We start from the raw sequence: 14,099 nt of genomic DNA, 5'->3' as shown, positions 1-14,099 counted from the left end.
CTCGCCGGTGACGGGTGCACGCGATGGTGCCTGTGCGCGTCAACGCGACGGAGGGCGGGAGTTTCCGATCTTCTCGGCCCCGCGAGGCTTCCTGCGACGTGAAGGACGTCCGGTCAGCAGACGCCGCGCCGGTCTCCCGCCCCGCAGCGGGCCTTGCGGATTCACGCATCGCAGCTCGCTGAAGGGGGAGGAGGGCGCGCGTCTTGCCCGGAACTCGGGGCCCTTCGGTTATGCAATCCATCGATCAGGCCCTGAACGGCACGGCGAATCCGGTTCAGGCCGTCACCGCCGACCGCTCGGGCTTCGGCTCCGCCACCCGCCCGCGTGCGGACGCCCCGATCATCACGGCCTCATAGACGCCCTCGAGCCGGTCGAGATGGACCTCGGGGGTGAGCGGCGCAGCCCAGTAGCGGGCGTGTGCGGCCTGGCCCATCCGGGCGGCGAGCCTGTCGTCTGACAGGCGGCGCAGGTGCGCGGCCAGCGCATCCGGGTCGCCCGAGCGGAACCAGAGCCCGGTCGTGCCATCGAGCACCGCCTCCCGGCCCGCGCAGGCATCGCTGACGATCACCGGCGTGCCGCAGGCCAGTGCCTCGTAGACGGTCAGCGGCTGGCCCTCGTACCAGACACTCGGGAAGACCAGCGCCCGGGCCTGCCGCAACAGCGTTTCCACGGCGGCGGGATCACGCCAGCCGAGCATCAGGGCCTCGGGATAGCGGGCGGCGAGGTCGCCCCGCTCGGAGCCATCGCCGACGAAGACCGCCCGTACCCCCGCCCGCCGGGCCGCCTCGGCGAAGATCGGGGCGCCCTTCTCGGTGGAGATCCGGCCGACGAACAGGAAGTCGCCCGGCGGCCCTGCCTGCACCGGCTGTTGGGCGACCGCGATCGGGTTGTCGACCCGGTGGAACACGGTGCCGCCGGGCATGAGCGGCCGCACCACGCTCTCCTGGAGGTCACTGATCGTGATGACGTGGGCGAACAGCTCCGGCAGCCGGGCCACGTGCGCGAGCCCGGCGTGGCGGATCATCCGGGCGACCTTGCGCGGGTAGCTGCGCGCGTCGCAGTTCGCCAGGATGCAGGAGGCCGACATCGGCGTGCGGTGGCAGATCCGCTGCTCCGGATACGCGTAGAAGCCGCCGGTCGGGCAGACCAGGAAGAACTCGTGCATCGTGTACAGGCAGGGCAGGCCGGAGGCCCGCAACGCCGGACCGATGGCGGGCGAGAGCGCCTTGGCGAAGGCGTGGACGTGGACCAGGGTGTCCCGAGGATCGCAGGCGGCGAGCTCCGCCGCGAGGGCGCGGGCCGCGGCGCGGTTCCAGATCGCCTGGGCCGCGAAGGCCAGCTTGCTGCGCGCCGTGGTGACGTCGTCCTGCTCCAGGCAGACGACGCGGATGCCGGCGGCCTCCAGCCGCTTGTCGACCGGGCCGACGGCCGCGAACAGGCTCACACGGAATCCGCGGGCGGCGAGCCCCAGGGCGGATTCGATCGCGACCTTGGCCTGGCCGCCGTTGATCGAGGCATGGTCGGCGACGAGGACGACGTGCACGTCAGGAGTTCCGCCGCTCTGATCCGGGATCGAAGTCTGTAACGACCGGCGGTTGATCGCCCGTAAACCCGCCCGCACTTATCCTCGCGGCTGTTGCTGGAGCGTCGCCCTGGGCATCGGACCCAGGACGATGCTCCAGGGCTTTGATGTTGCATCGTCTTTTCCGAAAGCCGGCAGCCACCTTCGGGACGATGCGCGAGCGAGATTGTCCATGCACGTCGTGATCCTGGCCGAGTTCGCGACCGCCAGCGGCGGCGCCGAGAAGGTCGCCCTGGAATCGGCCCGCGGGCTCGCCGAGTCGGGCCTCGACGTGACCTACGTCCAGGCGATCCCGGGTCTGGTCGATCCCATGCTGGATCACGCCAGGATCCGGCGCATCGAACTCGGCCTGCCCGACATCTGGTCCCTGGCGGGCGCCCGGGCGGCGGCGGCGGGGATCTGGCATGCGGCGGCGGCGCGCCGGCTCGCCGCGGCGCTCGGCGCGCTCCCCGCGCGGCCCGACTGCGTCCACCTGCACCAGTGGACCCGCACCCTGTCGCCGGCGGTGTTCCCGGTCCTGTCCGGCCTCGGCGTGCCGGTGGTCGTCACCCTGCACGACTATGCCCTGGCCTGCCCGAACGGGGTCTACTACCGGTTCGACCGGGCCGAGCCCTGCGGGCTCGCGCCGCTCTCGGCGGCCTGCCTCGCCGCGCCCTGCGACCCCCGCAGCCGCCTGCACAAGCTCGTGCGCGTCGCCCGCACGGGCACGCTGCGTCAGGCGCTCCGGGGGCGTCCGCTCCACGTCGTCCATGTCTGCGACGCCAGCCGGCGGCGGCTGGGCGATCTGCTGGGCGGCTACACCGTCACCCACCATCGCATCGACAACCCGGTCCGGCCCTCGGAGGGGCCGGCGGCGGACCCCGCCCGGGGTGACGCGATCGCGTATGTCGGGCGCCTGACCCGGGAGAAGGGCGCCGACCTCGTGGCCGATGCCGCCCGTGCCGCAGGCCTTCCCGCCCTGTTCATCGGCGAAGGCCCCCTGGAGGCGGCGCTGCGTGCCAGGCCGGGCGTCGAGGTGATCGGCTGGCAGGCGCCCGGAGCGGTCTGGGAGCTGCTGCGCACCCGCGCCCGCGCACTCGCCGCCCCGTCGCGCTGGTACGAGACCGGGCCGCTCACCGTCTACGAGGCCCTGGCGGCCGGCATTCCGGTGGTGGTCTCCGAGCGGTCCGGGGCCGCCGAGAAGGTCCGGGACGGGCAGACCGGCTTCGTGGTCGTCCCCGAGGTCGGGACCCTGGCGGCGGCGTTCGCGGCCCTGCGGGACGACGCCCGCGCCGGAACCTTCGGGGCCGAGGCCCGCGCCCGCTTCCGCGCGGAGCCGATGACCCTCGCCAGCCACGCCGCCGCGCTCCGGTCCCTCTATGCCGGGCTCGTCGGAACCGCCGCGGGTGCGATGCACCATGCCGGGTCGGGATCCAGGCTGAGCCGATCCGAAGCGGGGCCGGCCTGATCCCGGCCGACAAGACTCAGCCCCCTTCTCGGGGCTATCGACAGCCAATAAGATTGATGTAAATCGGCATAAGACCGTTTTGATCCTGCGAAGATGATTCGGGAAACGGCCGAGCTCTATCCTCGGCGATCCGTTCGCCGAAACGGTGGTGCGAGGACTTGTGGAGACGCGGGTTCGGAATTTTATCGGGCATTCCGAAGTCGGCTCAGGGCCCGGAACATGCACTTGACTTCTTGTTGCAGTGCAACATATAGAGGCGCGTCACCGCGGACGCAGATCGGCGTTCCGCCCCGAGACAGCGTCCTGGAGACTCCGATGCAGACCCCGAACTTCGAGATCCCGACCGAGATGCGCGATTTCGCCGAGAAGAGCGTCGACCAGGCCCGCAACGCCGTCGGCACGATGATGGCGAACGCCGTGAAGGCGGCCGAGCAGGTCCAGACTTCGGGGCAGACCCTCCAGTCGACCATGACGGCGGCGCTCGCCAAGGGCTTCGATCACGCGCAGGCCAACGCCAACGCGACCTTCGACTTCGCGCAGAAGCTCGTGCGCACCAAGGACCTGCGCGAGGCCTTCGAGCTGCAGTCCGAGTTCGTGCGCAGCCAGTTCGCCGCGCTTCAGGCCCAGGCCAAGGATTTCGGCGCCCTCGCCCAGAACGCCGCCCGCTGAGGCCGGCCCGGTCCGCCGTCGCGGACCGATCGCGGCGGTGCCCGAACCGACCGGGGCGGCACCGTCAAGTTCCGAGGTTCCGGAGGGATACGCCATCCGCCCGGACCTCATGATCCTGTGCCGCCGCGTCACGCGCCCGGCGAGGCGCCGTCGGACAAGCCGCGCGGACGGCGGTCTTTTCCTCCGGCCGCCCCTCCGCCACGATGAGCAGGCGCGGACGAGGAGATCGCCCGAATGGGAAAGCCGCGTCGACCGAGAGGTCCCCGCTCCGCCTGGGAGCCCAAGCCGGCCCTCGAGCCCAAGCCGGCCCTCGAGCCGGATGTGCCCGAAGCCCGCACCGAACCGTCGGCCGCCGAGAGCCCCGAAGCCGTCGCCCCGAGCCGGAACGACGCGGAACAGGAGGTGCGGCACGCTCCGGTGGATGCCGGCGAGCCGGTCGTCGCGACCGTGCAGGCGCTCCCGACCGTTCCGGTCCCTCCCGCTGCGGACGCAAGCCCCTCCGCAGGACGCCGGGCCACCTTCGCGCCCGCTCGCCTCGACATCGCCGGCATCGGCACCACGATCGCCCGCTACATGCAGGGCGAGGGCGAGGCCGTCGTCGCCCATTGGCGTGCCCTCTCGGATGCCCGCTCGCCGGCCGACGTGGTCCGCCTGCAGATGGGCGAGGTTCAGCGTGCCGCCGATGCCTCGCTGACCTGCTGGAGTACGGTCGTCCGTCAGGCGAGCCGCGTCGTCGCGTTCCGCTGACGCGCCATCGCCCCGCCTGTCCCGGGTTGTCGCATCGCGGCAACAACGGCGACCGGATCGAACCGTCCGGGGCAACCATCGGTTAACCACGTCGGTCCTATGCCGTAACGGAGGGCACGGGAGACGACACCGGACCGATGCCGAGCCGCGCGCGCCTGATCCGTTCCGCATGCCTCTGCCTCGCCCTTGCGTTGGCGGGAGCCCCTGTCGCTGCGCAGAACGGCGACAAGCCTGCCGGGCCGGCCCCTGCCGTCGCCATCGGGGCCGATCTCGCCAGCCAGGCCGGCACCACGCGGCTCACCCTGACCCTGTCCCGGGCCGTGGAGGCCCGCGGCTTCGTGATGGAGCGGCCGGACCGGGCGGTGATCGACCTGCCGGAGGTCAACTTCCAGCTCGATGCCGAGTCCGGGCGCCGTCGCGACGGGCTGGTGCAATCCTTCCGCTACGGCCTGTTCGCCCCCGGGCGCTCGCGGGTGGTGATCGACCTTGCTGCGCCGGCGACGATCGGGCGGATCGAGACCGTGACCCGGCAACGGGACGGCGCCGTGCTGCTCACGATCCCGCTCCAGCGCGCCGACCGCGAGGCGTTCCGCAAGGCGGCCGCCTCCGGCGATCCCAGGCCCGCGCAGGCGCGCAGCGCCGCCCCGGAGCCCACGGACCAGCGCCCGCTGATCATGGTCGATGCCGGGCATGGCGGGACCGATCCCGGGGCGATCGCGGTGGGCGGGGTGTTCGAGAAGGACATCGTGTTCGGCTTCGCCCAGGCGCTGGTCGGGAAGCTGGAATCCGGCGGCCGCTACCGGGTCCGGATGACCCGCGACCGGGACGTGTTCGTGCCGCTCGCCGAGCGCGTTCGCCTCGCCCGCGAAGCCAGGGCCGACCTGTTCGTGTCGATCCACGCGGATTCGATCTCGGCGGCGCCGCAGGTGCGCGGCGCCACCATCTATACCAATGCCGAGAAGGCGACCGACGTCGAATCCGCCAGGCTCGCCGAGCGCGAGAACCGGGCCGATGCCGCGGCCGGCACCGACGCCGCCGAGGCGCCCCCGGACATCGCCGACATCCTACAGGAGCTGACGCTGCGGGAGACCCGCGGCTTCTCCTCGGGCTTCGCCCGCACCCTGATGGGCCAACTCGCTCCGGTGATGGAGATGAGTTCCAAGCCTCACCGCGAGGCGCGCTTCATGGTTCTGCGCTCCCCCGACGTGCCGAGCGTGCTGGTGGAACTCGGCTATCTCTCGAGCAAGCACGACCTGGAGATGCTGCAATCGCCGGACTGGCGGGCGAGCGTCACCGGCTCCATGGCCAAGGCGATCGAGCTGTTCTTCACCAATCGCGCGACGCTGGGGCGCCCGGCAGTCACGCGCCGGTCGGCGGCCGCCGCCCCAGTTTTACCATAGATAGAGTGTCGATACGGGCCGTCCGAACGCCCCGTCGCACCGCCGTCGAAACCGGCATTCCGAGGGGGCCTCACGGGAGCGTCCGGGAGCCGGCCGCGTCGAGCATCGACGCCCGTGCCGGATGAGCCGAACCCGGCATGCGGCCGGGCCAGCGACGAGCGGAACACCGGATGCGTCTGATCCTTCGTTTCTTCGGGATCCTGTTCAGCGCCGGCGCGGTGCTGTTCGTGGTCGGCGCTGCAGCCGGGGGCTACTTCTACTGGAAGTACAGCCAGGACCTGCCCGACCACGCCGCGCTCGCCAATTACGAGCCTCCGGTCATGACCCGCATCCACGCGGCCGACGGCTCGCTGCTGGCGGAGTATGCCCGCGAGCGCCGGCTGTACCTGCCGATCCAGGCGATGCCTAAGGTCGTGGTCGCGGCCTTCCTGTCGGCCGAGGACAAGAACTTCTACAAGCACGGCGGCATCGATCCCGAGGGCATCGTGCGCGCCTTCCTGACCAACGCCAAGTCGGGCAAGCGCCAGGGCGCCTCGACCATCACCCAGCAGGTCGCCAAGAACTTCCTGCTCTCCTCCGAGCAGACCTACGACCGCAAGATCCGCGAGGCGCTCCTGGCCCTGCGCATCGAGGCGGCCTACTCCAAGGACAAGATCCTGGAGCTGTACCTCAACGAGATCTTTCTGGGCACCATCGTGCCGGGCCGGAACCTGCACGGCGTCGCCGCGGCCGCGCTCGACTATTTCGGCAAGTCGGTCCACGAACTGACCATCAACGAGGCCGCCTACCTCGCCGCGCTGCCGAAGGGGCCGAACAACTATCACCCCTACCGCAAGACCCAGGCGGCCCTCGATCGCCGCAACGAGATCATCCGCCTGATGGCGGAGAACAACTACATCACCCGTGAAGAGGCGGATGCCGCCAAGAAGATGCCGCTCGGGGTCAACCCGCGCGTCGCCTTCCCGAACGCCGCCAACGCCAACTACTTCACCGAGGAGGTGCGCCGCGAGATCTCCGAGCGCTACGGCGAGAAGAAGCTCTACGAGGGCGGCCTCTCGGTGCGCGCGACCCTCGACCCGAAGATGCAGGGCTGGGCCCGCAAGGCGCTGGTCGACGGTCTTGTGCGCTACGATCAGGCTCATGGCTGGCGCGGCCCCGTGACCAAGGTGGATCTGACCGGGCGCGACTGGGGCCTGGCGGCCGCGGAGGTCCCGTCTCTGGGCGACGTCGCGCCCTGGCGGCTCGCCGTGGTGCTGGGCAACGGCGGCGGCGGCGTGCAGGTCGGCCTCCAGCCCAAGCGCGAAGCGTCGGGCCAGGTCGCCAAGGACCGCGAGACCGGCGTGATCGTCCCGGACGGCATGCGCTGGGCGGGCCGGCCCAACCTCCAGCCCGGCGACATGGTCTATGTCGAGGCGATGGATGGCGGCCGCGGCCAGTACCGCCTGCGCCAGAAGCCCGAGGTCTCCGGCGCCATCGTGGCGATGGATCCCAACACCGGCCGCGTCCACGCGATGGTCGGGGGCTTCTCGTACGACGAATCCGAATTCAACCGCGCCACGCAGGCGATGCGTCAGCCCGGCTCCTCGTTCAAGCCGATCGTCTACTCGGCGGCGCTCGACAACGGCTACACGCCTTCGTCGATCGTGCAGGACACGCCGATCACCATCGAGGCCGGCCCCGGCCAGGAGGCCTGGACGCCTTCGAACTACGACGGCAAGTCCGGCGGCCCGCACACCCTGCGCTACGGGATCGAGCACTCGAAGAACCTGATGACGGTGCGGCTCGCCAAGGATGTCGGCATGCCGCTCATCGCCGAGTACGCCCGGCGCTTCGGCGTCTACGACGATCTGCTGCCGGTGCTGCCGATGTCGCTCGGCGCCGGCGAGACCACGGTCATGCGCATGGTCACGGCGTACTCGATGCTCGCCAATGGCGGGCGCCGCATCCGCCCGACCCTGATCGACCGGATCCAGGACCGCATCGGCGAGACGATCTACCGGCACGACAACCGCAAGTGCATCGGCTGCGACGCCGAGAAGTGGTCCGGCCAGGACGAGCCGAAGCTGGTTGACGATTCCGAGCAGGTGCTCGACCCGCTCACCGCCTACCAGATGGTCTCGATCATGGAGGGCGTCGTCCAGCGCGGCACCGCGACCCTGCTGAAGCAGATCGGCAAGCCGCTCGCCGGCAAGACCGGCACCACCAACGACGCCAAGGACGCGTGGTTCGTGGGCTTCTCGCCGGATCTGGCGGTCGGAATCTATATCGGCTTCGACAAGCCGCGCTCGCTCGGCGACCGCGCCACCGGCGGCGGCCTCGCGGCGCCCATCGCCCTCGAATTCTTGAAGGTCGCCCTGAAGGACAAGCCGCCGACGCCGTTCCGGGTGCCGCCGGGCATCAAGCTGATCCGCGTGAACCTCGCCTCCGGCACCCGGGCCGGCTCGGGGGAGGGCGCCGGCACGATCCTGGAGGCGTTCAAGCCCGGGACCGCGCCGCCCGATTCCTACGTCGCGCCGCCCTCCTCGGCCGGCCAGGCCGCGGCCCCCGCTTCGGTCCCGGCGGATGCCGACCGGGCCGCGCAGGCGGGCGGCCTGTACTGAGGCAGACTCCCTCGATCCCGATCATCGGTCGGGATCGAGGGAGATCGTCGCAACGGATCATCGACACACGCGGTGCTTTCCTCCTCCTTGCGGCTACGGGCTACCCGGGTCTGCATCGGGGACGCGGTCACGGGGCAGCAGCCGGAGATGCGCGCCCTCTCCGGACAAAGCTTGCCTCTGAGCCGCCGGGGACCGGAATCCGATATGTGAACTTCATAGGCTGCCCGGTCCGGGACCGCGTCCCGCCGGACAGAAAAAAGCCGCCCGGTGAGGGCGGCTTCGATGAGTCATCAGGGAGGCATCAAACAGAGCGGACGAGAGAGATCCAGCTCGATATCCAGAACTTCTGGATGCCTCTTTATTTCAAACGAATGTTAATAATAGGTTAAAATAAGTTTTCGGTCCATGATTTACGCGGCCAGACTGTCGAACAGCCCGCGCCCGTCGGTCCCGCCGATCAGCCCGTCGACGAAGTTTTCCGGATGCGGCATCATTCCGAGAACGTTGCCGCCCTCCGCATAGACACCCGCGATCGCGTTGAGGGAGCCGTTGCGGTTGGCCTCGACCGTGATGGTCCCGGCGGCGTCGCAGTACCGGAACGCCACGCGGCCCTCGCCCTCGATCCGCGCCAGCGTCTCGGCATCGGCGAAGTAATTGCCCTCGCCGTGCGCGACGCAGACGTCGATGACCTGACCCTGCCTATAGGCGCTCGTGAAGCGCGTATCGGCGCGCTCGACCCGGAGCGTCTGCCGGTGGCAGATGAAGCGCCGGTTGACATTGCGCATCAGGACACCGGGCAGGAGGCCCGACTCGCATAGGATCTGGAAGCCGTTGCAGATGCCGAGCACGAGGCCACCCCGGGCCGCGTGGGCCCGCACGGCATCCATCGCCGCTGCGCGCCCGGCGATCGCGCCGCAGCGCAGGTAATCGCCGTAGGAGAAGCCGCCCGGCAGGACGGCGAGATCGGTCCCGGCCGGCAGGTCGTGGTCCGCGTGCCAGACCAGGCTCACGCGCGCGCCCGACCGGCGCAACGCCCGGGCGACGTCGCTTTCGCGGTTCGAACCAGGGAAGACGACGACCGCGGCGTGCATCAGAGGATCTCGATCGCGTATTTCTCGACGACGGTATTGGCCAGGAGCTTCTCGCAGGCCGTGCGCAGCATTGCCTCGGCGGCGGAGGCGTCGCTCGCCGACACATCGAGGTCGAAGACCTTGCCCTGGCGCACGCTGTCGATGCCCTCGATGCCGAGGGACTTCAGGGCGGCCTCGATCGCCTTGCCCTGTGGGTCCAGCACGCCGGTCTTCAGGGTCACGATGATACGGGCTTTCATGAGGCTTCGGGTCTCCCGCATCGGCGGAACAAGGATGGAACCTGCGGCATCGTTACACAGGCCAGGGTCGGTCGTCTCTAGCAGGAAGGACGCCGGCCTGTCGAACCTCCTGTCGGGGGCCTCGCCGGCGAAAGCCGGCCCGATCCCGGACCAAGATTCCAAGGCCGATCCACCAAGCTGGTCCGGGTCTAGCGGTGGGAGGGTCGGGTCCGCAGCGGCTCGATGCTGGTCGCCCGACGCCACAGCTGGAGCATGATCCACGCCGCGAACACGCTGAAGACACCCATCAGCACGTGGCCCACCCGCTCGCCGAAATCGAACAGGCCTGCGATGGCCCAGCCGGCCGCGATGGCCACGGCGAACACCTCGGTGCCGACGAGGACCATCATGCTCAGGATGGTGATGGCATTGCGCCCGTTCACGACACTCGTCCCCCGGTCGATTCTGTGCCCCGGGGCGAAACCTTCCGGGGACGCCTGCAGCTACCTCACCGGGGAGGGGCTATGCAACCGCGCGGCGGCACACGCGATCCCGGGTCGGCCCGGGATCGCCGTCACCGGCCCTCAGCGCGGCGCGCGCTTGGCCAGGATCCGCTGCAGCGTCCGCCGATGCATGTTCAGGCGCCGGGCCGTCTCGCTGACGTTACGGCTGCACAGCTCGTAGACGCGCTGGATATGTTCCCAGCGGACCCGATCCGCCGACATCGGGTTCTCCGGCGGGTCGGCACGCTCGCCGGGCTGCGCCATAAGCGTACCGTGGATCTCGTCAGCATCGGCGGGCTTGGCGAGGTAGTCGAAGGCACCGAGCTTCACCGCGGTGACGGCGGTCGCGATATTGCCGTAGCCGGTGAGGATCACGCCGCGCGCCTCCGGCCGACGCTCCTTCAGCCGGGCGATCACATCGAGGCCGTTGCCATCGCCGAGGCGCATGTCGATCACCGCGAAGGCGGGGGCTCGCGCCTCGACCGCGGACACGCCGTCCGCGACGCTGTCGGCCACTTGAACGTGGTAGCCGCGGCTCTCCATGGCGCGGGCGAGCCGCGTCGAGAAGGGCTTGTCGTCATCGACGATCAGCAGGCTACGATCGGTGAAGGCGGCGAGCGGATCGGCATCACTGATCACGGCAGCATCGACGGCCGCTGCTGTCCCGGGCTGCGTCAGCATCCGGCACTCCTTTCGAGTTTACGTCGGTAGGTACTTGGTCCGATCCTTATATAGGCACGACATCGCGCGGGGGCAGGGGCGCTCGGATATTGTGATCCGGGGAATGACGCGGTGCCGCACCCCGCTCGAAAATATGGCGGGCCCAGGAAATCCGCACGATGGCGCCATGCGCGCCGGGTGCCGAGACGTTCATCAGCGCCATCTGTGCGCCCGAGCGCTCGATCAGGGTCTTGGCGATGAACAGGCCGAGGCCGAGGCCCGCCCCCACGGTCTCGCCCGCCTGCGGCCGATCGGGACTGCGGGTCGTGACGTAGGGCTCGCCCGCCCGCAGCAGCACCTCGCTGGAGAAGCCCTGTCCGTCATCCCGGATCTCGATCCAGACCCGATCCTGGGTCCATCGCCCCTCCACGGTAACGCGGGCTTCGGCGAAGTCGACGGCGTTGTCGAGTATGTTGGCGAGGCCGAACATCACCCCGGGGTTGCGGCGGCAGGCAGGCTCCGTGCCGTCGCCGGCGCTGGACACGGCCAGGTCGGCGCCGAGCGCGCGCTGGGGCGCCACCAGCTCCTCCACGAGATGGCTGAACGTGACCGTCTCCAGGAAGCCCGCGCCGTCGCCGTCCAGGGAGGTCAGCTTGCCGAGGATGCTGCGACAGCGGTCTACCTGCTCCCGCAGCAGGTTGAGGTCCTCGGCCACCGCCGGCGACGCGCTGGGCCCGAGCTGGCGGATCAGCTCCTTGGTCACGACCATGATTGTGCCGAGCGGGGTGCCCAGTTCGTGGGCCGCCGCCGCCGCGAGACCGTCCAACTGCGACAGGTGCTGCTCGCGCGCCAGCACGAGCTCGGTCGCCGCCAGAGCCTGGGCGAGAAGCCGTGTCTCCTCCGCGACCCGCCACGCGTAGACGCCCGTGAAGGCCGTACCGAGCAGGATCGCGGTCCAGACCCCGGAGATGTACAGGAAGGGCAGCTCGAGGCGCCCGTCCGAGAACCAGGGCAGCGGCCGGTGCACCAGGGCGAGCAGCGTCGCGAGCCCCACGGCCAGCAGGCCGAGCGCCAGGGTCCGCTCGGGCGGCAGCGCCGTCGCGGAGATCAGGACCGGGGCGAGGAACAGCAGCGAGAACGGGTTCTGCAGGCCGCCCGTGAGGAACAGCAGGGCCGCGAGCTGCACGATGTCGAAGGCGAGCAGCAGCGCCGCGGAATCGTCGCTCAGGCGGTAGCTCGCCGGGAAGCGGATGCGCAGCGCGAGGTTCAGCCAGGACGAGGTGGCGATCACCAGGAAGCACCAGCCGAAGGGCAGGGGCAGGCCGAGGCCGAACTGCGCTCCCACCACGGCGGCGCTCTGGCCGGTGATGGCGAGCCAGCGCAGGCGGACGAAGGTGTCGAGCCGCAGGTGTCGGGCATCGCGGCCGAGGCCGCTGAGATCAGTGTCGGGCATGCGGTGCATCGGTGCGTCGCGGTCGGGCCGTGCCGGCCGGATCCCAGGCGCATGTCGCGTGGGCGGGGGGCCGGGCAAGGGGTCCGGGCCGAGTCGTCACGAGGAACGTCGTCACAGGCAAGTGGCGCGGCGGCCGGGATGTTCCACAATCGTTCAGGGTGGAACCTTATGCTTGCGTGCCGGGTTGCAACAGGCTCTGAGCCTGTCTGTGGCTGGACGCCGCGGCCTGGAAAAGCCGGAGGCGTCCGGTAGCCCGGATCGCGTTTCTTCCCGCGACGGACAGGTGTCCCTCGTGTCGGAGAGCGCCAGAGACCGTGAGGTTGCGATGCTCCTGGCTTACTCGATGTTCGAGGGTGCGCGTGCCCTGATGGCGCCGGCCCGGGTAGCTGCTGACCTCACCCGCTACGGTCTCCAGCTGCCCGGAAACCCCCTGGCCTACGGGCCCTACGCGCGGGCGGTCAGCGCCGGCTGCGAGATGTTCGAGCGCGTGACCCGCCGCTACGGCAAGCCCCCCTTCGGACTGACCGAGACGGTGGTCGATGGGGTTCCGGTCCCTGTGACCGAGCGCATCGTCTGGGAACGGCCGTTCTGCCGCCTGGTCGCGTTCGAGCGCGCCTTCATCACCCCTCCGGCGGAGCCCCAGCCGAAGCTGCTCATCGTCGCACCGATGTCGGGGCACTACGCCACGCTCCTGCGCGGCACGGTCGAGGCGATGCTGCCGAACCATCGCGTGTTCATCACCGACTGGACCGATGCCCGGATGGTGCCGCTGGTCGCCGGGCAGTTCGATCTCGACGCCTATATCGACTACCTGACCGAGATGTTCGCCGTGCTCGGGCCGGACCTGCACGTCATGGCCGTGTGCCAGCCGGCGGTGCCGGTGTTCGCCGCAGTCGCCCTGATGGAGGCCGCGGACGACCCCGCTGTGCCGGCCTCGATGACCCTGATGGGCGGCCCGATCGACACGCGGTGCTCGCCCACCGCGGTGAACTGCCTCGCCCAGGAGCGGGGCCAGACTTGGTTTGAGCGCAACACGATCAGCCTGGTCCCGCCGATCTATCCGGGCGCGTGGCGGCGGGTCTATCCGGGCTTCCTGCAACTGTCGGGCTTCATGGCCATGAACCTCGACCGACACGTCACCGCCCATTCGGACATGTTCGACCACCTGGTGACGGGCGACGGCGATTCGGCCGAGAAGCACCGGGAGTTCTACGACGAGTACCTCGCGGTGATGGACCTCACGGCGGAGTACTACCTCCAGACCGTGCAGACCGTGTTCGTCGACCACGCGCTGCCCAAGGGCCGGATGCGGCACCGCGGCACCCTGATCGACCTCGGGGCGATCCGCCGCTGCGCCATTCTGGCCGTCGAGGGCGAGAACGACGACATCTCCGGGGTCGGGCAGACCAAGGCGGCCCTCGACCTGACACCGAACCTGCCGGACGCCCGAAAGGCCTACCACCTCCAGGGCGGCGTCGGGCATTACGGCGTGTTCAACGGCTCCCGCTACCGCGCGGTGATCGCCCCACGCATCGCCGCCTTCGTCCGCGCCATGCAGGCGGCTCCCGGCGCGCGCGGCGGGCATCTGCGCCGAGTGGGCTGACGCGAAGCCGGGCCCGCGGTGGGTCGAGCCCGATTCGACGGGGCCGGATGCATTTCGCCGCGCTGCGCTCCGGCGCCGCGGGGCGATCGCACGGATTTCGGACGGACTTGCGTCTCGAACGCCCTT

Annotated in this window: 12 protein-coding genes; 6 read left to right on the top strand and 6 right to left on the bottom strand. The window is 70.2% G+C overall.

Annotated features, from left to right (window positions below):
* Positions 1 to 274: 274 nt before the first annotated feature.
* Positions 275 to 1,543, bottom strand: a complete 1,269-nt coding sequence (locus Q8W67_RS10355; protein ID WP_305544777.1) for a glycosyltransferase family 4 protein — start codon at positions 1,541 to 1,543, stop codon at positions 275 to 277.
* 211 nt (positions 1,544 to 1,754) lie between these two features.
* Here Q8W67_RS10355 and Q8W67_RS10350 point away from each other — a divergent pair, with 211 nt between their 5' ends.
* The 5 genes from Q8W67_RS10350 (at position 1,755) to Q8W67_RS10330 (ending at position 8,445) form a co-directional block, all read left to right on the top strand.
* On the top strand, positions 1,755 to 3,029 hold the full coding sequence (locus Q8W67_RS10350) for a glycosyltransferase (protein WP_305544774.1): 1,275 nt from the start codon (positions 1,755 to 1,757) through the stop codon (positions 3,027 to 3,029).
* Between the two features lie 315 nt (positions 3,030 to 3,344).
* The gene (locus tag Q8W67_RS10345; protein ID WP_305544772.1) at positions 3,345 to 3,698 is read left to right on the top strand and encodes a phasin; all 354 of its coding nucleotides are present in this window, start codon (positions 3,345 to 3,347) and stop codon (positions 3,696 to 3,698) included.
* Positions 3,699 to 3,932: 234 nt separating this feature from the next.
* Positions 3,933 to 4,445: a hypothetical protein gene (locus Q8W67_RS10340; protein ID WP_305544770.1), complete on the top strand. Its 513-nt coding sequence runs from the start codon at positions 3,933 to 3,935 to the stop codon at positions 4,443 to 4,445.
* A 137-nt stretch (positions 4,446 to 4,582) separates the two neighbouring features.
* Positions 4,583 to 5,845 (top strand): N-acetylmuramoyl-L-alanine amidase, encoded by a 1,263-nt coding sequence (locus Q8W67_RS10335; RefSeq protein WP_305544767.1) that lies wholly within the window; start codon positions 4,583 to 4,585, stop codon positions 5,843 to 5,845.
* 170 nt (positions 5,846 to 6,015) lie between these two features.
* The gene (locus Q8W67_RS10330; RefSeq protein ID WP_305544765.1) at positions 6,016 to 8,445 is read left to right on the top strand and encodes a penicillin-binding protein 1A; all 2,430 of its coding nucleotides are present in this window, start codon (positions 6,016 to 6,018) and stop codon (positions 8,443 to 8,445) included.
* A 410-nt stretch (positions 8,446 to 8,855) separates the two neighbouring features.
* On the opposite strand, the gene purQ is transcribed toward Q8W67_RS10330, so the two are convergent.
* From purQ to Q8W67_RS10305, 5 genes are all read right to left on the bottom strand, one after another.
* A complete protein-coding gene (gene purQ, locus Q8W67_RS10325) occupies positions 8,856 to 9,536 on the bottom strand; it encodes a phosphoribosylformylglycinamidine synthase subunit PurQ (protein WP_305544762.1) in 681 nt (226 codons plus the stop codon).
* On the bottom strand, positions 9,536 to 9,775 hold the full coding sequence (gene purS / locus Q8W67_RS10320; protein ID WP_305544760.1) for a phosphoribosylformylglycinamidine synthase subunit PurS: 240 nt from the start codon (positions 9,773 to 9,775) through the stop codon (positions 9,536 to 9,538). Before purS ends, purQ begins: the two co-directional genes overlap by 1 nt.
* A gap of 188 nt (positions 9,776 to 9,963) precedes the next feature.
* Complete coding sequence (locus tag Q8W67_RS10315) at positions 9,964 to 10,197, bottom strand: hypothetical protein (protein ID WP_305544757.1); 234 nt, start codon at positions 10,195 to 10,197, stop codon at positions 9,964 to 9,966.
* A 141-nt stretch (positions 10,198 to 10,338) separates the two neighbouring features.
* Positions 10,339 to 10,938 (bottom strand): ActR/PrrA/RegA family redox response regulator transcription factor, encoded by a 600-nt coding sequence (locus Q8W67_RS10310; protein ID WP_305544755.1) that lies wholly within the window; start codon positions 10,936 to 10,938, stop codon positions 10,339 to 10,341.
* A gap of 46 nt (positions 10,939 to 10,984) precedes the next feature.
* Complete coding sequence (locus Q8W67_RS10305; RefSeq protein WP_305544753.1) at positions 10,985 to 12,370, bottom strand: ActS/PrrB/RegB family redox-sensitive histidine kinase; 1,386 nt, start codon at positions 12,368 to 12,370, stop codon at positions 10,985 to 10,987.
* Positions 12,371 to 12,695: 325 nt separating this feature from the next.
* On the opposite strand from Q8W67_RS10305, the gene Q8W67_RS10300 reads away from it, so the two are divergent.
* Positions 12,696 to 13,973, top strand: coding sequence for a polyhydroxyalkanoate depolymerase (locus Q8W67_RS10300; protein ID WP_305544750.1), 1,278 nt, complete (start codon positions 12,696 to 12,698; stop codon positions 13,971 to 13,973).
* Positions 13,974 to 14,099 lie beyond the last annotated feature (126 nt).

The sequence above is a fragment of the Methylobacterium sp. NEAU K genome (assembly GCF_030700285.1).
In the GTDB taxonomy this organism is placed as follows: Bacteria; Pseudomonadota; Alphaproteobacteria; order Rhizobiales; family Beijerinckiaceae; genus Methylobacterium.
Note: the sequence above shows the minus strand (reverse complement) of the source record. Positions and strands in the feature narration are given on the sequence as shown.

Bases quoted from the DNA above. Each gene is read 5' to 3' on its own strand.
- Q8W67_RS10310 (WP_305544755.1), bottom strand. From the start codon at position 10,938: ATGCTGACGCAGCCCGGGACAGCAGCGGCCGTCGATGCTGCCGTGATC.
- Q8W67_RS10305 (WP_305544753.1), bottom strand. From the start codon at position 12,370: ATGCCCGACACTGATCTCAGCGGCCTCGGCCGCGATGCCCGACACCTG.
- Q8W67_RS10335 (WP_305544767.1), top strand. From the start codon at position 4,583: ATGCCGAGCCGCGCGCGCCTGATCCGTTCCGCATGCCTCTGCCTCGCC.
- Q8W67_RS10330 (WP_305544765.1), top strand. From the start codon at position 6,016: ATGCGTCTGATCCTTCGTTTCTTCGGGATCCTGTTCAGCGCCGGCGCG.
- Q8W67_RS10345 (WP_305544772.1), top strand. From the start codon at position 3,345: ATGCAGACCCCGAACTTCGAGATCCCGACCGAGATGCGCGATTTCGCC.
- Q8W67_RS10300 (WP_305544750.1), top strand. From the start codon at position 12,696: ATGCTCCTGGCTTACTCGATGTTCGAGGGTGCGCGTGCCCTGATGGCG.
- Q8W67_RS10340 (WP_305544770.1), top strand. From the start codon at position 3,933: ATGGGAAAGCCGCGTCGACCGAGAGGTCCCCGCTCCGCCTGGGAGCCC.
- purS (WP_305544760.1), bottom strand. From the start codon at position 9,775: ATGAAAGCCCGTATCATCGTGACCCTGAAGACCGGCGTGCTGGACCCA.
- Q8W67_RS10350 (WP_305544774.1), top strand. From the start codon at position 1,755: ATGCACGTCGTGATCCTGGCCGAGTTCGCGACCGCCAGCGGCGGCGCC.
- purQ (WP_305544762.1), bottom strand. From the start codon at position 9,536: ATGCACGCCGCGGTCGTCGTCTTCCCTGGTTCGAACCGCGAAAGCGAC.